General features: G+C 64.0%; 15 protein-coding genes and 1 tRNA gene. 5 read left to right on the top strand and 11 right to left on the bottom strand.

The features are described 5' to 3' along the window. Nucleotides 1–20 precede the first annotated feature (20 nt). From AC3WLM_RS10690 to AC3WLM_RS10675, 4 genes are all read right to left on the bottom strand, one after another. Nucleotides 21–857: an SDR family oxidoreductase gene (locus AC3WLM_RS10690; protein ID WP_492477341.1), complete on the bottom strand. Its 837-nt coding sequence runs from the start codon at nt 855–857 to the stop codon at nt 21–23. Between the two features lie 11 nt (nt 858–868). Next, nucleotides 869–2,338, bottom strand: coding sequence for an aldehyde dehydrogenase (locus AC3WLM_RS10685; RefSeq protein WP_492477340.1), 1,470 nt, complete (start codon nt 2,336–2,338; stop codon nt 869–871). 14 nt (nt 2,339–2,352) lie between these two features. Further along, complete coding sequence (locus tag AC3WLM_RS10680) at nt 2,353–2,754, bottom strand: nuclear transport factor 2 family protein (protein ID WP_193827600.1); 402 nt, start codon at nt 2,752–2,754, stop codon at nt 2,353–2,355. A gap of 130 nt (nt 2,755–2,884) precedes the next feature. Further along, complete coding sequence (locus tag AC3WLM_RS10675) at nt 2,885–5,227, bottom strand: TonB-dependent receptor (protein ID WP_492477339.1); 2,343 nt, start codon at nt 5,225–5,227, stop codon at nt 2,885–2,887. Between the two features lie 174 nt (nt 5,228–5,401). Between AC3WLM_RS10675 and AC3WLM_RS10670 the strand changes: the two genes are divergently transcribed. Further along, nucleotides 5,402–5,884: a MarR family winged helix-turn-helix transcriptional regulator gene (locus AC3WLM_RS10670; protein WP_169745737.1), complete on the top strand. Its 483-nt coding sequence runs from the start codon at nt 5,402–5,404 to the stop codon at nt 5,882–5,884. A 16-nt stretch (nt 5,885–5,900) separates the two neighbouring features. Here AC3WLM_RS10670 and AC3WLM_RS10665 read toward each other — a convergent pair whose 3' ends face one another. Then, nucleotides 5,901–6,620, bottom strand: a complete 720-nt coding sequence (locus AC3WLM_RS10665; RefSeq protein WP_039336472.1) for a nuclear transport factor 2 family protein — start codon at nt 6,618–6,620, stop codon at nt 5,901–5,903. A gap of 160 nt (nt 6,621–6,780) precedes the next feature. On the opposite strand from AC3WLM_RS10665, the gene AC3WLM_RS10660 reads away from it, so the two are divergent. Further along, a complete protein-coding gene (locus AC3WLM_RS10660) occupies nt 6,781–7,644 on the top strand; it encodes a dienelactone hydrolase family protein (protein WP_492477338.1) in 864 nt (287 codons plus the stop codon). 8 nt (nt 7,645–7,652) lie between these two features. Here the strand turns inward: AC3WLM_RS10660 and AC3WLM_RS10655 are convergent, their stop codons facing one another. Together AC3WLM_RS10655 and AC3WLM_RS10650 are read right to left on the bottom strand one after the other, a co-directional pair. Then, nucleotides 7,653–10,538, bottom strand: a complete 2,886-nt coding sequence (locus AC3WLM_RS10655) for a CHAT domain-containing protein (protein ID WP_492477337.1) — start codon at nt 10,536–10,538, stop codon at nt 7,653–7,655. A gap of 234 nt (nt 10,539–10,772) precedes the next feature. Beyond that, nucleotides 10,773–10,859 (bottom strand) — tRNA-Leu (locus tag AC3WLM_RS10650). Between the two features lie 222 nt (nt 10,860–11,081). On the opposite strand from AC3WLM_RS10650, the gene AC3WLM_RS10645 reads away from it, so the two are divergent. Further along, nucleotides 11,082–12,047 carry a complex I NDUFA9 subunit family protein gene (locus AC3WLM_RS10645; RefSeq protein WP_492477336.1) on the top strand — a complete coding sequence of 322 codons (966 nt, stop codon included), beginning with the start codon at nt 11,082–11,084 and terminating at the stop codon, nt 12,045–12,047. Here AC3WLM_RS10645 and AC3WLM_RS10640 read toward each other — a convergent pair whose 3' ends face one another. Both AC3WLM_RS10640 and AC3WLM_RS10635 read right to left on the bottom strand, forming a co-directional pair. After that, nucleotides 12,048–12,638 carry a YkgJ family cysteine cluster protein gene (locus AC3WLM_RS10640; protein ID WP_492477335.1) on the bottom strand — a complete coding sequence of 197 codons (591 nt, stop codon included), beginning with the start codon at nt 12,636–12,638 and terminating at the stop codon, nt 12,048–12,050. It lies immediately after the preceding gene. Nucleotides 12,639–12,970: 332 nt separating this feature from the next. Further along, on the bottom strand, nt 12,971–15,301 hold the full coding sequence (locus AC3WLM_RS10635) for a TonB-dependent receptor (RefSeq protein ID WP_492477334.1): 2,331 nt from the start codon (nt 15,299–15,301) through the stop codon (nt 12,971–12,973). A gap of 164 nt (nt 15,302–15,465) precedes the next feature. Here AC3WLM_RS10635 and AC3WLM_RS10630 point away from each other — a divergent pair, with 164 nt between their 5' ends. Then, nucleotides 15,466–16,083 (top strand): TetR/AcrR family transcriptional regulator, encoded by a 618-nt coding sequence (locus tag AC3WLM_RS10630; RefSeq protein ID WP_039336463.1) that lies wholly within the window; start codon nt 15,466–15,468, stop codon nt 16,081–16,083. Between the two features lie 69 nt (nt 16,084–16,152). Here AC3WLM_RS10630 and AC3WLM_RS10625 read toward each other — a convergent pair whose 3' ends face one another. Both AC3WLM_RS10625 and AC3WLM_RS10620 read right to left on the bottom strand, forming a co-directional pair. Continuing rightward, nucleotides 16,153–17,526 (bottom strand): alginate export family protein, encoded by a 1,374-nt coding sequence (locus AC3WLM_RS10625; RefSeq protein WP_492477333.1) that lies wholly within the window; start codon nt 17,524–17,526, stop codon nt 16,153–16,155. A 168-nt stretch (nt 17,527–17,694) separates the two neighbouring features. Continuing rightward, nucleotides 17,695–19,107 carry a sulfatase family protein gene (locus AC3WLM_RS10620; RefSeq protein ID WP_193827593.1) on the bottom strand — a complete coding sequence of 471 codons (1,413 nt, stop codon included), beginning with the start codon at nt 19,105–19,107 and terminating at the stop codon, nt 17,695–17,697. A 512-nt stretch (nt 19,108–19,619) separates the two neighbouring features. On the opposite strand from AC3WLM_RS10620, the gene AC3WLM_RS10615 reads away from it, so the two are divergent. Continuing rightward, nucleotides 19,620–19,799, top strand: a complete 180-nt coding sequence (locus AC3WLM_RS10615) for a hypothetical protein (protein ID WP_039336458.1) — start codon at nt 19,620–19,622, stop codon at nt 19,797–19,799. The last annotated feature ends 2 nt before the right edge of the window (nt 19,800–19,801 follow it).

Genomic DNA, 19,801 nt, shown 5'->3' with positions numbered 1-19,801 from the left:
GTGACGAGCAACCACGCTCCTCACAGAACGAAGTGGTCTCCGGCCGCCCGGACAGTCACTTCGGCAATCGAGACGCCCCAAGGCTGGTCGATTGCATGGATCACGGCATCGGCGATGTGTTCCGGTGCAAGGCTGGCATAGTCCATCGCCTCGGGATCGAGCCGTTCGGGTGGGAACGTCCCCGCCGCCATCTCGCCGACCATCTCCATGAAATCGGGCATGTTGTGTGCAACGATGCCGATACCGGCGGCCTGATTGACCACCGTGCCGGAGAGGCCGGTCGTCGGCACGCCGGTTGGCTTGATCGTGGTGACCTTGATCTTCCCGCGGCTTTCAACCCGCAGCGATTCAGACAGGAAATTCACTGCTGATTTCGATGCACCATAGACCGCCGCGCCGATCACCGGGAAATTGCCATAGATGGACGAGATGTTGACGATCTGTCCCCGCCCCGCCGCAATCATCTGATCATAGGCCGCGACCATGCCGTTCAGAACACCCTTGATGTTGATGTCGATGCAGCGTTCCCACGCAGGATAGGCCGCCTCATGGTCCGAGAAAAACGCCAAGGGCATGATGCCCGCGTTGTTGACCATGACATCCACCGCGCCGTAGGCATCCAGTGCAGCGCCGACCAAGGCCTTGACCTGCCCCAGATCGCGCACGTCGACAGCAACGGCCTGCGCCTTGCCCCCGGCCCCGATGATGGCATCGGTCACGCCTTGCGCCGCAGCAAGGTCGATGTCGCCGAGCGTCACGCGGGCGCCCAGCGCGGCCGCCTTCTTCGCTACCATGCTGCCAAATCCGCCACCGGCGCCCGTAATGACGATCGACTTGCCCGCAATGTGTCCGCTCATGCCCGTGTCCTTCAAAGTGCCGACGGCATTGCGTCGATCAGGATCGTCTTCATCTCGAGATAGGGGAACAGCCCCTCCGGCCCGCCTTCGCGGCCAATGCCCGATTGCTTGAACCCGCCAAAGGGCAGGCCGAAATCCATGCGCAAGCCGTTCTGCCCGAAGCCGCCGGTGCGGACGCGCCGGGCTATGCGGTAGGCTGCGTCGGCATCTGTCGTCAGCACCGAACCGTTAAGGCCATAGGCGCTGGCATTGGCGGTGCGGATCGCATCTTCCTCGTCTTCCACCGGGATCAGGCTGAGGACCGGACCGAAGATCTCCTCCTGCGCGATGCGGCTTTCGTTCTTCACGTTGGCAAACAGGGTCGGTTCGATGAAATACCCCCGGTTGAGGTGTGCCGGACGCCCGCCGCCGGTGACCAGATCAGCCGTCTGCCTGCCCTCCTCGACATACATCTCGATGCGCTCGAGCTGGCGTTTCATCGCCACCGGACCGAGCTGGGTTTCGGGGTCATCTGAATGACCGATGCGGACCTGCTTCATCTCCGCCGCGATGGCTTCGGCCAGTTCGTCGTGCCGGTGGCGCGGTACGATCACGCGGCCGAGCATTGCGCAGACCTGCCCGCTCATCATCGTGATCGTGCCGGTCAGCATCTTGGCTGCCTCATCAATAGGGAAATCGTCGCGCACGATGGCTGCGGACTTGCCACCCAGTTCCAGCGTGCACCGCGCCATGCGCGCGCCGCAGACGCTGGCGATGCGCTTGCCTGCAACGGTGCTGCCGGTGAAGCTCACCTTGTCGACGCCTTCGTTGCAGACGAGATGGTCGCTCGCCTCACGGTGCCCGGTAACAAGGTTCACCACGCCCGCAGGAATGCCTGCCGCCTCTGCCGCCTCGGCAATGATGTAGGCCTCGAGCGGCGTTTCCGGCGATGGCTTCATGATCACCGTGCAACCGGTCAACAGCGCATAGGCGACCTTGTTGGCCATGATCCCGAACGGGCCGTTCCACGGCGCAATGGCCGCAACGACGCCGACCGGCTCGTAGGCGATCAGCGCTGTGTCCGCTGCCATGCTCGGGCGGCGCTCGACGAATTCGAACTGTTCGGCAAACCCGGCGATCTGGCTCAATGCCTTGACGCTGCCGCCATGCATTGGCCCGGCAAACGAGGCCAGCCCGCCCATCTGGGCTGTCCAGGCTCTGGCCAGTTCGGGCACGCGCGTTTCGAGGTGGGCCACCATCCGCCGGAACATAGCGATGCGCTCGGCAGGCGGCGTGGTTGGCCAAGGCCCGTGATCGAATGCCATGCGCGCTGCGGCCACGGCAGCATCCATGTCGGCCTCGTCGGCCTCCGCCACGCGCCCCACCACTTGCTCGGTGTTGGGCGAGACCAGTTCGATCATGCGTCCGGAGTGGGCGGGCACCCACCGACCGCCGATGAAGAGCTTGTCGGGATGGGCGACGTTCACGCCTTCTGGTGTCATGGCTTGGTGTCCTCTCACGCCTGCGCCAGCGCGCATTCAACGCGCTCGATCAGGCCGTCCTTGATCGTATAGAATATGAACTGCCGCATTTCCTGCACTTCGCCCACCGCGATCGGGAAGAAGCCGTGCATCCCGCGCGCGTCGAGCGCTTCACGGGAAAGGTCCTTCACCGCTTCCACCCGAATGACAGCATCGATGGCGGTCAGGGTATCGGAACAGGCAAAGTTCAGAACGGTCACGCTTTCCTTCACATGATGGTGAAGGAATGCGTAAAAATCCTTGAGCGCCTGGCGCGAACGTATCTCGACGCCAAAGAACGTCATCAGCGGCGGATCGACGTAGAAATCGGCAACCGCGTCATAGTCCTTCGCGTTGAACGCGGCGACATAGCGATCATAGGCTTCGCGCGTCAGCACGGTGGCTCTCCCACTAGCGGCCGGATTCGGCTCGCATGGAAAAGCTAACATTTGATATGGTTCACGCCAAGCTCTAAAGAATGGGGCGGCCATCGCTGACCGCCCCATTCCCTAGCGTACTCTGAAATGATCAGAAGCGCTTCTGCACAGTGACTGCCCATTCACGCGGACGACCCACCTGGCTGTAGGCCGTACCGGTGAAGGCATAGACCGATGCGAAGCGGAACGGCGTGTAGTACTCGTTGAAGACGTTCTGCACTTCGAACGAGATCGACAGGTCCTCGGCCTCGTTCCGCCAGGTTAGGCGGGCGTTGCCGATGTCATAGGCGTTGAAGAACTCAATCGGCTGGCCAGCAGCGATGCGGCCGGCGCTGGTCTTGCCCGTGTGCGCAAAGTCAAAGCGCGGGGTGATCGAACCTGCACTGCCGAGATCGGCGCGATACTGGATGCCGAAGCTGTACTTCCAGTTCGGTGTCACGATCGGGTCGGTCAGCAGGATCGCGTTTCCAACGCGTGGATCGATATTCTTGTAGTTGCCGGTCAGGTGGCTGAGCGAGGCATCGATATCCAGACCCTCAATCGGCGAGGCCTGCATTTCGAGCTCGAAGCCCTTGATGCGGCCGTTACCCGCATTCTGGCGCGCACCGCACGGCGCGTTCGAGCCCAGCGACGCACAGGAGATCAGCGGCAGCTGGATATCGTTGTAGTCGTTGATGAACCCGGCGATGTTGATGCGCAGGCGGCGATCGAACAGATCGGTCTTGAGGCCTGCTTCATATGCGGTGACCGTTTCGGGATCGAAGCTGCCGTTGAGCGCCTGCGCGGCGTCAAATGGACGCGCGGTAACGCCGCCGCCCTTGAAGCCCGTTCCGACTGTCACGTAGGCGAGCACTTCCGGGCTGAAGCGATAGTCAGCCGAAAGGCGCCAGTCGACCTTGTCGCCCGAGTAGACGGCCTTCACGCCGTCGAGTGCGCCCAGGTAGATCGACTTGGTGACGCCGCCGAAGTTCTTGCGGACGAAGGTGTAGTCCTTGCTTTCCTTCGTGTAGCGCAGACCGCCAGTCAGCGTCAGGCCATCCATCGGGCGGGCGATGACCGTGCCGAACACGGCCTTGCTATCGGCGTTGACCGGGTCGTTGCCGAGGAACTGGAAGTTCAGGCCCGGCGCGATGTAGCGAATGTCCTGGCGGGTGAAGTAGACCGAGCGCTGGTCGGAATAGAACCCGCCGACGGTCAGGTCGATCATGTCACCAAGCTTGGCGTTGACGCGCAGTTCCTCGCTGAAGAACCAGAACTTCAGGTCGTTGTAGCCCTGACCCGCAATCGCAAGGTCGGGGGTGAAGTCGTCGTCGGTGCCCCACTTCTGGCGGTAGTTGCGGTAGGCGGTGATCGACTGAATGTTGATCGAATCGCTCAGGCCCACGGTCATGTTGGCCGAGAAGCCATAGCCATCGAACTTCAGGCGGTTGGGCATCTCGTAGCCTTGGCTGACGAAGCCGCCCGGCGGGGCGTAGAAGTTCGCGTAAGTGCAGAAGCGGCCGCAGGCATAGGCGTTGGTGATGCGCGCCGGGTTGATCAGCGAGATCACTTCTGCCGCGTTGGTGCGCTCCTCATGCGTATAGTCGCCGATGATGACGAGGTCGAAATTATCGCCCGGATTATACCGCACCGATCCGCGAAGACCGGCGTAGCCCTTCTCGCCGAGCTTATCGATCACACAGTCCTGGCCCGATCCGGGGCGCGCGCTGATACCCTGCGGGTTGCCGGGATTGGCGCAGCCATAGTCGATCTGGTCGACGTAGCCATTCTGGCGCTTGTACACGCCCGAGATGCGGGCATAGAGGTCCTGCGCGAGGATGAAGTTCGCGCTGCCACGGATGTCGACGCGGTTGCGGCTGCCGTAGACCGCCTCGACCATGCCTGAATTCTCGTCGGTCGGTTTCTTGGAGAACAGTTTGATCGCGCCGCCGATTGCGTTACGGCCGGTCAACGTGCCCTGGGGGCCGCGCAGGACTTCCACGCGCTCAAGGTCAAGCAGGTCGAAAATGCCGCCGGTCAGCGTGGCGTAATACACATCATCGACATACATGCCGACGCCCGGTTCGTAGGCGGGGTTGAAGTCGAACTGGCCGATGCCGCGGATCGAAGCGCCCAGCGACGAGCCATAGGCGCCGCCCATCGCATTCAGCGTGACGTTCGGGGCCTGTTGCGCGATCTGCGACAGGTCGGTCTGGTTGCGCGAGGCCAGCAAGGTCGCATCGACGGCAGTGATCGAAAGCGGCGTATCCTGCAAGCGCTGTTCGCGGAACTGCGCGGTCACGACGATCTCGCGCGCCGATTCCGGCGTGCTTTCCTCAGCCTGCGCCTGAGCATCCTGCGCCATGGCCGGCGCGGCAAGACCGAGCATGAGCGCGGCCAGGCTACCTGCGGCTAGCAGGCGCACATGTGACGTGGTACGATGGGCTTGAGCCATATCCCCTCTCCTGTATGGTCCTCTTCGGAACCGGTTGCTGTTTGTTAGTAAGACATACTAATTACCGCTTTGCAAGCCTAACATTTGCGCATGTTCAAGAGGGTGCAAAGTGATGCAGATCGGGCACACTTCAGCCCTTGCCGAAGGACGGGAACCCGGCAATAGATGCGCCTGATGGACACGCCACCAACCACGGCACAAGCAGACCAGAACATCGCCCTGATCGAGGGTGAGGTTGCGCTGCTGGTCGACCTGCTCAAGCTGGGCACCTTTATCGGCACGCCGATGCGCGAAGGGGTCGCCGATCCGCTTGGCCTTACCACCACCGACCTGCGCATTGTCCTGGCCCTGGGTGGCGAAGGCGAACTGGCCGGCCATGACCTGTCCGAAATCATGGGCGTCCCGCCGATGAACGTCAGCCGTGCGATCGCCGCGCTCATGCAGCGCGGCCTTGTGGAACCCGGGTCCAATCGCCGCAATCGCCGCCGCAAGCCGGTTCGGCTGACCACTGCGGGGCAAGAACTGTTCGCACAGACCATTCCAGCCTTGGCCCACGTCGGCGCAGACCTGTTCAAGGGCGTTCCGGCGCGTGACCGCGAAGCCTTCCGCCGCGTCGCCGCAGCCGTACTCGCTCGCATCGGCCGCTGGGGCGGTTAACCCGCCCCGACGCCCCTTACGGCCACTTTTTTTGCATCCTGGTGAAATCCCCCACGGCAAAGGCCTTGGCCAGCACCGGATGGGCAAAGCTCATCGCCACTTCCTGCCGATGCGGCCAGGTCTGGCGTACGTCGGTATCGGGTAGCAGGCGGTCCGGCCCGATCGGGTTCTCGGGGAAGCACACCGCGGCAGGCTGCAGGTGCGCCACGGTCTTTGACCAGCCAGTCTCGTAATCGGCCTGCCACTGCATCATGTAGTCGAGGCGCTTGATCTTCCAGACGCCGTCTTCCTTGACGTAGTCGTTTTCGTAGATCCCGCTTTCCCAGAACTGCTGCGGCATGCCCTCGGGCTTGTCCCCCAGGATGTCATCGTGCCAGCCGCCTGCAAGAATGCCCCGGAACCGTCCCTTGGCGCTCTGACCGTCGTCAGAAATCGTGATCACGTCCTGCAGCTGGAAGTGGTCGAGCAGCAGCCCATGGACCGGGCCGCGCCGCCCTCCGGTGAACAGGTTCTGGAACCACGTTCCATAAAGCCGCATCACCCCTTCGTAGCCGACGTATTCGCCCGACAGGAACACGACCGCGCCGTCCTTCGCGAACAACCCGGCCACTTCTTCCGGCCGGTTGTAGTCGATGTAGTAGCCGTAGGCCCACTGCAGGCGACGGATCGCGTTGAGATCCTCAAGTTCGGTCACGCGCGCTTCGAGCGCGGCAAGGCGGGCATTCACATCGGTCATGTCTCGACTCTCCCCAGAGTTCTTCGGCAGGGCTAATATTGTAAGCAACACTAACAAATGTCGCCGTGATTGCGAGAGGGAAAAATGAAACCGATTCAAACCTTGCGCGCGAACTGCGCTGCGCTAGGTTTCTCGACTGACGGGAGCTGGAGAACCTGCTATGTGTGATGAGATCACCGAAGCCGAAAACGCTGCATTCTTCCTCAACCGGCGCGAGTTTGCAGGCCTCGGCGCAGGCGCTGCCGCACTCGCGACGATCCCGGGCTGCGTCACCGCCGCAGAAGCGCCGACCTCCAGCCGCATGGTGACGATCGACACGCCCGACGGCAAGGCCGATGCCTTCTTTGTCTACCCCACCCGCGGCAAGCACCCTGCCGTGATCATGTGGCCAGACATCGCGGGCCTGCGCGATGCCTACAAGACCATGGGCACCCGCCTTGCCGCTGCCGGTTATGCGGTGCTGGTCGTCAACCAGTATTACCGCTCCAGCCCCGCCCCGATCCTCGATTCACTGATGGCGTGGCGCTCTGACGCCGGGCAGAAGAAGCTTAAGCCCATGATCGCGGCAATCACGCCTTCGGGCACCACCTCGGATGCCGCTGCATTCGTGTCATGGCTCGACATGCAGAAGGAAGTGAACGCCAGGAAGCGCATCGGCTCCGCCGGCTATTGCATGGGCGGCCCCTTCACGGTGCGGACGGCCTTTGCCAACCCCGCTCGCGTCGGCGCGGCTGCCTCGTTCCACGGCGGCGGTCTCGTCGGGCCGGAAGCTGACAGCCCGGTCAACCTGATCGGCAAGACCCGCGCCGCCTATCTCTTTGCCATCGCCCAGAACGATGACGAACGCGCACCCAAGGAGAAGACCCAGCTTCGCGCGGCAGCCGATGCCACCAGCCGCCCTGCCGAAATCGAAGTCTACCCTGCCCAGCACGGCTGGTGCACTCTCGACGCCCCAATCTATGACCGTACCCAGGCAGAACGGGCCTGGGGCAGGATGCTCGACCTGTTCAAGTCAAACCTCTGAACATCCGCCTATTCGAACACGACGAACGGAGCCCAGACGTGCGGATTGGCCGCATCCGGCAGGTCCGGATCGGCCATGGCGTGCAACATGGCCGCACGTAGCGCCTGCGCCGGCTTTCGCCCCTTCGCCGCCTCCTTGAGCACTGTTGCGGCCAGTACCGCCGCGGCATCGTCGCGTACGGGCCAATGCGAAAGCATCAGCGTTCGTGCCCCCGCGTAGCGGAATGCCTGTGCGAGGCCGGAATAGGCCGGGGCTGCCTCACCGTCGCCGGCAGCAGTGTTGCAGGCGGAAAGGATCACCCAGTCGGCATCGAGCCGTAGCGCGCCAATCTCTGACGCGGTCAGCACGCCATCGCTGCTTGATCCTCGCTCCGGTCGAGCCAGCACGAGCGCGGGCTCGGTAACGCCTTCCATTTCCCCGGCGACCAATGCATGCGTGGCAAACAACAGGACGCCGTACTGGTCCAGCCTGGTCTTGGCCAGTTGCTCTTCGCTTGCCTGGTCACCGGTAAGGACGGTTGCCTTGCCAACGCTGCGCGAGACGGCTTCAACTTCGGCCGAGCGCAAGGCGGGCAGCGAGGCGAGCGACTGCGCATCCGCCTGCCCCCCGCGAAAGACAGCACTTGCCAGGAGCGGCCCCTTCCTTGCCGCTTGCGCATCCGCCATGCTGGTGCCGAACGGTGTTGGCGCGCCCAGCGCCAGCATGGCCGAAGCAGCCAGCGCGCGCCGCGGCTGTGCTGTCCGCGCCTGCAATGACGCACCAGCCGACAAGGCATAGCGCATGACGAGAAACGGAGCCTTGCGACCGATCCTGTCGACCGGACGCTCCAGCAAGGTTGCGAACGGGATGGCTGCGGCATCACCACCAGCGACTATCCGCAAGGCCCCTGTCCTGCGCAAATCAGGTGCTATGCCTGCGAAGATCGCGCGATAGAGTTCGTGCGAGCTTGCCGCATCGAAGCTCCGCTGGTCGAGCGCGCGACGCAACCGTGCCGCGCTCGATGCAAAGCTCGCGCGGCTAGGTTGCATCCGCTGCACCACGGCCCGGTCTGGCGAGACCAGCAGGACGAAGGCCGACGTCAACGCCGGAACGACCGCCAGGACAGCCTCGTCCTTTGCCAGCGTGCTCCTGATATCGGCCAGGGGGACGCCTTGGCGAGCGGTAAGCGCGGCCCAGGCAGGATAGCTGCTGGCGATACCGGCACGCTCCTGCTCCAGCGTGGCAAGCGCCACATCGCGAGCCGTACGGGCCGATTGCACGTCGCCGCCATTTCCCAGCAGCAGCAGATAGACCGAATTGGCACGACGGTAGGCCATCTCGGCATCCTGAAGAGTGCGTATGCGCGCTGCCAGCCCGGGGTCTGAAGTCCCCGCCCGGGCCGCGGCAAGCCGTGTCGCCCGCGCAACCTTCGATCCTACCAGCACCTGCGATGCATCGGCCGCCAGTTGAACATCACCATTACGCAGTGCCAGCCGCATTGCCAGTTCCAGCGACAGGCGGTCTGCCAGCACGAGCTCGCCATCCGCACTCGCATCGAGCCGGTCGGTCACCGCGCGAACAAGCGCATAGCCCGGACTACCGCCGCATTCGGCCGCCGCAATGCCAAGCAAGGCGCCGATAGCGCATGATTGAGCCTTGCCCAGCACGGGCGCTCTTGGGCTGGAGGCGACCGCAAGATGTGCTGTCGCGGCGGCAACCGCACCAGCTTCGTCGCCACTGTCGAGACGCGCCAGCGCTACCGATGGCAGAAGGGTTTCGGCCGTCCCTGCCGCCCTGGTCTTTTCCCAGATCGCGTAGGCCGCATCCAGCGATTGACGCGCATCGGCCACCTTGCCCTGCCCCAATTGGGCATGCCCGAGAAACGTCAAGGTGCGAAGGCGGTCCGTAGGCGCCGCAAGCGCGCCAAGCTTGTCCTGCGTCGACGTTGCCCCCGACAGGACGCTCACGGCCTCGTCATAGCGCCCGAGATCGGCCAGCAGCCCTCCCAGCGAGGTCAGGCCGGCAGCAAAGTTGACATCGCCGGTGCCAGTGGTGGCGACGCGGATATCGAGCGCATGCCGCGCCACCTCCACCGCCTCACTCCGCTTGCCTCCACCTGCCAGCACCAGCGCCAGCGTCTCGACGGCGCGGACATGCCCCAGGTCGGTCTGCGGCACATGTTGCTTGACCTGCTCGGCTGCAAGCCGCGCCATAGCTTCGGCCTCTTCGAGCCGCCCTGCCCGCGACAGGCGCAACGCCAGATTGTACCGTGCGCTGATCGTCGCCGGATGGAACTCGCCCACGGCGCGCACCCGGGCAGCCAGGCTCGCTTCCTGCGCCTTGACCGAGGCATCGTACTGCCCGAGCTGCATGTAGGCGATTGCCAGTGTGTAGCCGATGTTGGATTCGCTCATGTCGAGCGCCGCAGACGACGGCCCCTTGCCGCGCCGCTGCGCCAGATAGCCAGCCCCTTCGCCAAGCCGATCGGCCGCCTGCTGGAACAAGGCCCGGCGGATCGCCACGTCACCGGCAAGGGCAATAGACTGCACGTAAGCATCGGGCGCAAGATCGCGATAGGGCAGGATCACCTCGCGCGCACGCTCGGCATCGGCCAGGGACTTGTCGATCTCTCCTGCTTCGCGCGCATAGCTTGAACGCGATACGAGCGCGCGCGCCAGATATGGCGATGTGTCCGGCCCCATCGGCAAACCCTCCGCCGCAGCAATGACGGCTTCGGCCGCTTTCAGGCTGGCATCGAAATTGGCTTGGTTGGGATTGGCGTTTTCCCGGTTGATTGCCGCGGACAGGGCCTTGTCGAGCGCGGCGAGCGGTGCGGGGGACTTTGCTGCGGCATGGCTTGGCACTTGTCCAAGACAGGCAAGGCCCGAGACGGCGGCCAGCGCAGCCCTACGCATCCGAGAAGCCCGCATCTGTGCCCACCCCGTTTCGAAATCCATCCCGCCTTGCTGGATAAGCGAGACGCACGGGACTGTCGATCATCGACAATAAATCGGAGTGAAGGGACATTTCCCTGCGCCGCAAAAGCGAACCGGACCAAGCCGGAATGCCGCACACCGCCTGTCCAGGCGAATACGCAATTCTCAAAAAGGGAGCTGAACCTGATGGCGGATGACCGCCCGATCAAGAAATGGTGCCCAGAAGAGGACTCGAACCTCCACGCCGTTTCCAGCGCCGCCACCTGAAGACGGTGCGTCTACCAATTCCGCCATCTGGGCACGGAGGCGAGGGGCTGAAGTGCCGTCTCGCCGGGTAGGAGCGCGCCACTAGGACAGGCGCGGCGGGGTGTCAACGGGGCAAATCCACGCGAGGGTAACTCTTTTTGCAACTGGCAGGCCAATGGGGAGTTTCCTCATTGAAACTGCGCCCGCTGCTGTGCCAAAGGCGTCGCGTGAAACGGCCCTGATTGGCGGGCAAAGATGATTCAGGACACGCTCGATATGGCAAACGGCAGGACGCGCGATCTCGAAGGCATGCTGGTGGCACTGGTGGGCGGCAGCGGCTTCTTCGGCACGCATCTGGCGCAGGAACTGCTTTCGCGCGGTGCCCGCCTGCGCGTTTGCAGCCGTCATCCCGAGCGCAGCTTCAAGCTGCGTCCGCTGGGCTCGCTGGGACAGATCCAGTTCGTGGCCACCGATGTGACCAAGCCGCACACCGTCGCCGCTGCGCTGACCGGCGCGGACGCCGTGGTCAACCTGGTGGGTGCCTTTGCCGGCGATCTCGATTCGCTGCAGGGACAGGGCGTAGGCCGCGTGGCCGATGCTGCAAAGGCTGCGGGCGCGCGCGCGTTTGTCCATGTCTCCGCGCTTGGCGCCGATGCCGGATCGGACGTGCCCTACGCCCGGACCAAGGCCGAGGGCGAGAAGGCCGCGCTGGCTGCTTTCCCTACCGCCACGGTCGTGCGCCCCTCGATCCTGTTCGGCGAGGATGACAACTTCCTCAACATGTTCGGCGGTCTGGTAGCCAAGCTGCCGGTGCTGCCGGTATTCGGCCCTGCCGCCAGGTTGCAGCCGGTGTTCGTGGACGATGCTGCCGAAGCCATCGGCAATGCCCTGGCCAATCCGCAGGCGCACGGCGGCAAGACTTACGAGCTGGCCGGGCCCGAAGTCATCACCATGGGCGATCTCAACCGCCGCATCGCCAAGGCTGCGGATCGCACGCCCATGCTGGTCGAACTGCCGGACGCGGTTTCGGGCGCCTTCGCTTCGCTGACCGGATGGCTGCCGGGCGCACCGATGAGCACCGACCAGTGGAAGCTGCTGAAGGCTGGCAACGTGGCTTCGGGCGACCTGCCCGGAATCGAGGCACTCGGCGTAACTCCGCGGCCGCTGGGCCTGTTTCTCGCCCGCTGGATGACGCGCTACCGCAAGTTCGGTCGCTTCGGCGCACGCGCCAAGTCCGCCTGATCAAGCCTCGTCAGCAAAGGCGGGCAGGTAAGCGGGCCCGGCCGACACCAACCGCACCGGGCAATCGAGATTGGCCAGCATCTGCGCCGTCGATGTCCGGTTCGTGACGATTGCCCAGCCCTGCGCAACATCCCAGCGACCGGAGGACACTTCCTCGACAGCCGCCAGCAAGGCGAGCGGAGCGACTTCACAGACCGCCATGCCCTCCCCGGCAAAGGCCGTCTCGGCAAAGCCCAGTGCCGACGCCAGCCGCGCCTTGACCGGGACGTCATCGATCATGGCCTGGCGATGCGCGGCGAGCACTTCGCCCGCTGCGCTTTCGGACGGTTCACCGTCGCGCTCCAGCAGCGGCAGATCATCGTGCCAGGCTTCGGGAGGGCACTTCCGACGCCCGGGCTCCACCGCTTCGAAGGGGCGGCTTTCCAGCGGATAGATGCGGCAGATGCGAGGACGGGCTTCGTAGTTGCCGCAGCGCATGTCCGGCAGCAGATGGGGGCAAGCGCCCTCGTGCCGCGCAACCAGCCTGAGATTGATCCGGAATGGAACGTCCCCGACGCGAACAGCGAAGCTGGTCGCCTTCCGCCACGCCATCCCGGCATCGGAAGAAGCGCCATCGTCGGGCCATGGCCAGGCTTCCGTCAGCAGGTCAACCTGATGGCCTCTCCAGCCCAGGCACAGGCTTCTGCTACCGAAAGAGTCAACCTGAGATCATGGCAGCAGCGCCCGCATTGCGTGCATTCGAAGTGCAGTTCCATGCCGTCAATAGAGCGGGACGCGCTTCGTCCGCAAAGCGAAGAACCAACAGGTATGGAGCAGTCCAAACCTGCCAAAAGCCCCGGCCACGTCGGACCGGGGCTTCGGCGGCAGGGGCAGGCGATGGAGGGATTTGAGGGCGCCTGCCCCGCTCGAGGTCTTGTGTCACATCAGAAGCGGACGCCGACCGTGACGTTCCACGTGCGCGGATCGCCGTAGTAGACGGTCTGGATGTTGCCCACCGAGCTGAATTCCTGCCCATCGGTCTTGTAGAGCGTGTTGCCCACGTTCTTGACCGCGCCGCGAAGGTAGAACTTGTCGAAGTCGACCTGGGCATAGAGATTGCCGATCAGGTAACCGTCTTCGGTCAATCCTGGGCGGTTGTCGACCGAGAGGTACTGCTTGTCGACGAAGCGGACGTCACCGCCCAGCGTCAGCGAAGCATCGCCGAGCGAGACGCGGTATTCGCCGCCCGCCCGCAGCGTAAGCGGTGGCGCGAAGGCCGGCCGGCAGGTGATCTGCGTTCCTGTCGGGTTGCAGCTGAACGCGGCGCCACCGGCAGGCGGCAAGCGGCGCGGATCGTCGAAGCGCTTGTAATCGGCATCGAGGTAGCCGACCGACGCAAAAAGCGTCAGCGGCTGGACCGGGCGGACCGAGATGTCGAACTCGAAGCCCTGGATGCGCAGCTTGCCGGCGTTGAGCACGGGGAAGCTTCCGCCGAGCCCGACATTGGTGCCATTGCCGACGCGGGCCTGGAAGTTGTTGTAGTCGGTGTAGAAGGCGGCAGCCGAAACATTGACGCGGCCGTCGAGGAAGGTGCCCTTGGCACCCGCTTCATAGGACCAGACCGTTTCCGGTTCGAAGTTCGGCACCACCGTCGTCACGCCATTGCGCGTTACCGAGATATCGCCGTTCGAGTTGACGCGGCCGTTGAAGCCGCCCGCCTTGAAGCCGCGGCTGGCCGAGGCATAGAGCAGGGTGTCAGGCGTCGGCTTGTAGGAAAGGCTGACCATCGGCGTCCACGCATCGTAGCTTACGTCGTTGTCGCCGGTGAAGGGCGCGGGCAGGTTGTCGGGGAAGCAGTAACGGATGTTATTAAGCAGGCCAAGCGTCGAGGCAGTAACCGTGCAGCGGTTGTAGGTCTTCTTCTCGTGCGTGTAGCGCAGGCCGGCAGTCATCGAGAGCTGCTCGGTGAAATCGTAGGTCAGCTGGCCGAAGGCGGCATAGCTCTTGGTCACCTGCTTGTCGTCGATCGTGCGCAGGAAGGTAATCGGCGCGCCGTTGAAGGCAAACAGACCGTCGGCGTAGGCTTCCTGATGCGAGCTCACGTTCTCGTTGAGGTAGTAAAGGCCGAACACGCCCTTGAGCTTGTCGGCATCGTACTTGAGCTGCAGTTCCTGGCTGAACTGGTCCTGGCGAACGCCGACGAACACGTCGCCCAGCTCGAACTGCGTGGCGTCGATGTCGATGAAGAAGTCGGTCTTGAGCTTGCGGTAGGCAGTGATCGAGGTCAGCTGGAAGCTGTCGCTGAGATCGACGTTGATCGTGCCCGAAACGCCCCAGTGATCAAGCTTCTGGCCCTGGTCCGAGGCAAGGCTGGTCGATGCCTTGTAGTCATAGGGACCATAAGGTTCCGCCGGAGCAAGCACGACCGCGCCGCGGGCAAAGTCGGTCTGGATCAACGGTGCCGTAAGATAGCCAAGCGTGGCCGCATTGCGCTGGCGCGTATAATCGCCCGAGATCAGCACTTCGACCGTATCGGTCGGCTTGGCACGCAGGATTCCGCGGCCGGAAAGATTGTTGCGATCGTTGTACTTGCGGCCGGTGCGCGGGTCGGTGACGATCCCGTCGCGGTCGTCATAGACCCCGGCAAGCGACAGCGCGAGCTTGTCGGTGACCAGCGGGGCCGAAACATATCCCTTCGCCGTCACCTCATCGAAGCGACCGTAGGTGAACGCAGCCTCGCCCTTCACGGTATCGAGGTCGGGCTTCTTCGACACGACGTTGACAGCACCGCCGATCGTGTTCTTGCCGTAGAGCGTGCCCTGCGGCCCGCGCAGCACTTCGACCCGCTCGACATCGAACAGGTTGAGCAGCGCGCCCTGGATACGGCTCAGGTACACCCCGTCCACATAGACGCCGACTGCGGGGTCGAATGTCTGCAGCGCATCAGGCTGGCCGATGCCGCGGATGTAGAAGTTGGCGCTGCTGGCCGAACCGCGGCCCTGCACGATGTTCACGTTGGGAATGGCGCCCTGGATGCCCGAAAGGTCCTTCGCACCGGCACGTTCGAGTGCATCGGTATTCAGTGCGGATATGGCAATCGGCACGTCGAGCAGGCGTTCCTCGCGGCGGCGGGCAATCACGGTGATCTCGTTCCCGGTAGCGATATCCGAAGCATCTTCGGCAGCAGGCGTTTCCTGTGCGAAGGCGGGCATGGCGGGCACGGCGAACAGCGCAACTGTGGCGGCCAGGGCGGCGCGCGTGGAAATACGGGTCATCAGACAGGCTCCCTCTCGCGGACTGCTCCGTCCGCTCGATCACCCTGATATTGAAAGTTGAACCACCTTTCAACTTCTCGTTGTGAGATTGCCCGTTTGTCGCTACGAATCGTGGCGAAACGGCAACACGCGTGTGGGGTGGGCGGTTGCGGGGAGGATCGCACATGGCGCAGACGAGCGCTGCAAGTCCGGGAAAGGTGCCGCGCACTGCACGCGGGCGCGAAACCTTGCGCAAGTTGCTTGACGCCGCTGCCGCAGAGTTCGGCGAGCGCGGATTTCACGAAGCCTCGATCAGCGGGATCACCCGGCGCGCCGGGACGGCCCTGGGCAGCTTCTACACCTATTTTGATTCGAAGGACGCGATCTTCACCGCGCTGGTGCGTGACATGTCAGCCAGGGTGGCAACGACCGCCGCCGCCGCCGTAAGCGAAGGCGCCACCGGCTTGCAGCGTGAGCGCGAAGCCTTGGTCGGGTTCCTGCACTTTGCGCGTGATCACAAGGAAATCTACCGGATTATCGACGAGGCCGAATTTGCCGATCCGCAAAGCTACCGCGACCACTACGAAGGCACCGCCACTCGCATCGCCGCGCGTCTGGCCGACGGCGTGGCGTCCGGCACGCTGCGCGATGGGGAACAGGACGTGCGGGCATGGGCCATCATGGGCATGAACGTCTTCCTCGGCCTGCGCTTCGGCGTCTGGGACGACAGCCGTCCAGTGGAAGAGATCGCCGAAGTGGCCGCAGACCTGCTGGGCGAAGGGCTCCGCGCGCGCCAAGGATGAGGAATGGTGAGCCCTGCTGGGCGCAAGGGACGCCCCATTGGCAATCAAGATCCCATTTGTCTTCGAACATCAGAATGAGGCCAACAGGGCTGAGCTGACATAGGTCGTGTTGTCTGAAGCCGGTGCGTTGGGAGCCCCGCGCATAAACCGTCCCTTTGCGAGCCAGAACGCATTGATCTCCCCGCGCAGGAAGCCTGGCACGATCCAGTAGCGCATCCGTCCTTCCACCTGATGGCCAGCAAAGGAGCCTGCCTTGCCGCTCGCATCTCGCACGCCGGTCGTGGCGAAGCTGTCCGTCTTTTCGGCGAGCCAAAGCGGATGGTAGGTGACGAACGCGTCGAAGCGCTTGCCGGGGGCCACTTCGGCGCGCATGCCGGGACTGTTGATGTTGCTACGGCCGATCGCGGCGAGCACGCCTGCGGGGCTGAAGTCAGCGCGTCGCATGCCGAACAGCGTGTCGAAGCGGCCATAGGAGCCGCCAGGACCGTCTCCACTGGCGTAATCGTATTCGACTGACAGCCGCATCCGCGCCGGACCGGGGAACAGGTATCCGACATCGGCATGGACAAACCAGGCATCGACATCGAGCTTGCGGGTATTGGGCCGCGTTGTCTCGCTGACATCTCCGAACTGCCATCCGCCCTCGATCTCGAAATCGGGCTTGCCAGCCTTCGGCTCGCGGATCAGGCGTGCGGCAACGGTGTGGAGGTTGCGGTCCCGCGTGGCGCGTGACGGGCTGTCGCGCTCCTGCAGGCGAAAGTAGGATGCTTCTGCCATGGCACCTACGACGGTCCTGGGATGCCAGACCAGACCACCCCAGAGCCGGAGGTCGAAACTCTCCTTGTCCAACCCATGGCGGTTGGACAACACCGATGCCTGATCATCGGGCTTGCGGATCTGCGGCAAGGTGTAAATCAATGTAGCAGCGGTGCCATCACTTGCCTTGAGGTCCGCGCGCAGGCCGGTGTAGCCGTTGGTGGTGTTGCGATAGTCGTCTGCCGCGATCAGTCGTCGCGAGCCGAGGTTAAGAACGAAACGCCCGGCTTCGAGCGTGAGCCTGGTGCCCTGTGCGGGCGCAAGATCGACGGCCACATAGCCTTGCACGATTTCGAGCGTGTTGACGTCGTTGGCGCTGACCGAACTGCCGGGCTTGCCGAGCCAGGCCCGACTGTCGAACATCTCCGCGCCGATGCGGACGTTCGGCGCGGCCTTGTATTCGATGGCCAGTGTCGTGCGAAGCGCGAGCTGCTCGTCGGCGGGCGGCAGGTTTACGCGCGGCTGTCCGGTCAGGGTCTCGTAGCGCAGACGGACCGAGCCGCTGACCGCGATATTCGGCGGCGCGCCGAGCATGGATTGGAGCCGGGGCGTGTCGGCGAGTGCGCTGCCGGACGGTAGAAAAACTGCGGTGACAGCAACTGGCATAAGGAACGCGAACGACTTCAAGGCAGGCTCCATCGCGGCCAAGCGGCCGTCCAATGAAGCAACACTTGAGCGCGCGCTGCGCTTGACCGGGAGGTTGCGCTGACCCGGTTGGACGGCTGATGCAATGTTTCTGCTTTCAAGACAAGTGTTTCCCAGCAATGCCAAATGTTGCCGGCTGCCGGAGGCTTGTCAGAGTTCGGGGTTGAAGTGATCCGCCAGTTCGCCAGGCCCGAAACCGTGGGTGTAGGACTGCGCATCCAGCGGCAGCATTCGGGCGTTCCAGTCCTCCCACGCCTTCTTGAGCGAGGTGAAGGCTTCGGGCTGCCGGTCTTTCAGGTTGGCCCGCTCGAGAGGGTCGGCAACGACGTCGAACAGGAACTCGTTCCCGCCGATCTTCAGGTATTTGAGGTTGCCGCGACGGGCCGCGCGCTGGGCGTGGTTCTTGTAGCGCCAGAACAGCGTGCGTCCGGGCAAGGCTCGGCCCGACAGGGCTGCGGTGATGTCTTCGCCATCGCTGGGGAATGCGGGATCTGGCGCTGCACCGGCGGCGGCAAGGAATGTCGGCAGCCAGTCCATCGAGATGATCTGTGCATCGCTGATCGTCGATGCCATGGTGACGCCCGGCCAGCGTACGATGGCCGGAATGCGCAGGCCGCCTTCGAGCAGCTCGGTCTTGCGGCCGCTGAAGGGCCAGGTGTCGGAGAAGCGTTCGCCGCCGTTGTCGCTGGTGAAGACGACGATGGTGTCCTGCTCGGCGCCGTTTGCCTTGAGGGCTTCGAGTACGCGCCCGATCTGGTAATCGAGACGGCGGACCATGGCGGCGTAGATCGCCGCACTGCCGCCGTCGAAGTGGAACAGCGCCTTGGGGTCCTTCAGTCCGGCAATCCGAGCGGATTCGCTGGCGTCGTCAGGCCCTTCCCACGGCCAGTGCGGCGCAGTGAAGTGGAGCGACATGAACCACGGCGCCTTGGCTGACGACGCCTGGCGGATTTCCGCAATCGCGCGGTCGGCAAGCAGGTCGGTCAGGTAACCCGCCTTGTCGACGGGCGTGGGACCATCCCACAGGTCGGGCTGACCGTTGCTGGTGGCGTGGGTGTAATAGTCGACGCCCCCGCTGCGGATGCCCCAGAAAGACTGGTAGCCGCTCTTGATCGGGTCGAAGTCCGGGAGGCTGCCAAGATGCCACTTGCCGATCAGCGAGGTGCGATAGCCAGCCTTGGCGAGAAGTGACGGCAGCGTCGGATGCGAAGGCGGCAGGCCGATGTTGGGTCGGTAGGCCAGCGGCTCCTCGAGGCCAACGGGCAGGCGATACTGATAGCGGCCTGTGATCAGGCCGACGCGCGTGGCCGTGCAGACGGCGCTGTTGGCGTAGGCATTGGTGAAACGCAGGCCCTCCGCCGCCAGCTTGTCGAGCACCGGCGTCTCGAAATCGCGGCGACCATAGCAGGACAGATCGGCGTAACCGAGGTCATCGGCCATGATGTAGAGGATGTTCGGCTGCCGCACGCGCTTGCGGGCAATCGCGGGCACAGAGCCGACGGCCAGAGTGGCGGCGGCGCCTGCAAGGGTCGCGCGGCGGGTAAGACTGTAGGTCGAGGTCATGGTGCGGTCCGTGATTGCAGTTGCAGGTGGACCCGCGCGTGGTCGCGTAAGGCAATATGAACTTATCGCCAGCCCCATCAATGTCTATTGCATCGATAGACAATTCATCTTGTCCGTCGGGAAGTTTTCCTTTTGCGACGAACGGGTGAGGCCCGGGTTGACCGAGAAGACTCAACCAGATAAGTAGAGATTAACCCGCAGGACATCCGACGATCAGGTCGGCCTGCACATCCAGGGTCCTGATCCGCGGCATTTGATGGGAAGCAGCTTGCTCCGCGTGAACAACCGCTAAAGCGCGCGATGCTGGGGCGACGGCGCCAGGCATCGTGTTCCCCTCCAATCAAGAGGTGATACGATGCACAAGCCCATGACGCGCGCCTAGAGCGCGCAAACCACCGGACACGATTGACGGACCTGCCGCCCCGACCGGGCGCGGTCCGCTCTCGTCCGCCTCTCTCACCATAACGCCAGTTCGGCGCGGCCCTTGCGGTCGCCGCCCGGAGGAATGCGTCATGCGACCGCTAACCAGCTCCGACCTTGCGGAACTGGCCCGGTATCCCGCGTCCCTGCAACAGTCGATCGTTGCCCTTTGCGGCGTCGCCCCCGGCGACCCCGTGCGCGAAGCCGTGCCCGTTCCCGCTGCCTTCAATCGCCGCCCCGACGCGGCAAGCCACTTGGGTTCAGGGAAGTAATG

Source organism: Novosphingobium sp. FW305-C-30-35, from assembly GCF_058783135.1.
This window is presented reverse-complemented; position numbering and strand designations above follow the sequence as displayed.

Coding starts and splice junctions, on each gene's coding strand:
- AC3WLM_RS10670 (WP_169745737.1), top strand. CDS start 5,402: ATGGACACGCCACCAACCACGGCACAAGCAGACCAGAACATCGCCCTG.
- AC3WLM_RS10685 (WP_492477340.1), bottom strand. CDS start 2,338: ATGACACCAGAAGGCGTGAACGTCGCCCATCCCGACAAGCTCTTCATC.
- AC3WLM_RS10640 (WP_492477335.1), bottom strand. CDS start 12,638: ATGGCGTGGCGGAAGGCGACCAGCTTCGCTGTTCGCGTCGGGGACGTT.
- AC3WLM_RS10645 (WP_492477336.1), top strand. CDS start 11,082: ATGGCAAACGGCAGGACGCGCGATCTCGAAGGCATGCTGGTGGCACTG.
- AC3WLM_RS10660 (WP_492477338.1), top strand. CDS start 6,781: ATGTGTGATGAGATCACCGAAGCCGAAAACGCTGCATTCTTCCTCAAC.
- AC3WLM_RS10675 (WP_492477339.1), bottom strand. CDS start 5,227: ATGGCTCAAGCCCATCGTACCACGTCACATGTGCGCCTGCTAGCCGCA.
- AC3WLM_RS10655 (WP_492477337.1), bottom strand. CDS start 10,538: ATGCGTAGGGCTGCGCTGGCCGCCGTCTCGGGCCTTGCCTGTCTTGGA.
- AC3WLM_RS10690 (WP_492477341.1), bottom strand. CDS start 857: ATGAGCGGACACATTGCGGGCAAGTCGATCGTCATTACGGGCGCCGGT.
- AC3WLM_RS10635 (WP_492477334.1), bottom strand. CDS start 15,301: ATGACCCGTATTTCCACGCGCGCCGCCCTGGCCGCCACAGTTGCGCTG.
- AC3WLM_RS10615 (WP_039336458.1), top strand. CDS start 19,620: ATGCGACCGCTAACCAGCTCCGACCTTGCGGAACTGGCCCGGTATCCC.
- AC3WLM_RS10630 (WP_039336463.1), top strand. CDS start 15,466: ATGGCGCAGACGAGCGCTGCAAGTCCGGGAAAGGTGCCGCGCACTGCA.
- AC3WLM_RS10620 (WP_193827593.1), bottom strand. CDS start 19,107: ATGACCTCGACCTACAGTCTTACCCGCCGCGCGACCCTTGCAGGCGCC.
- AC3WLM_RS10665 (WP_039336472.1), bottom strand. CDS start 6,620: ATGACCGATGTGAATGCCCGCCTTGCCGCGCTCGAAGCGCGCGTGACC.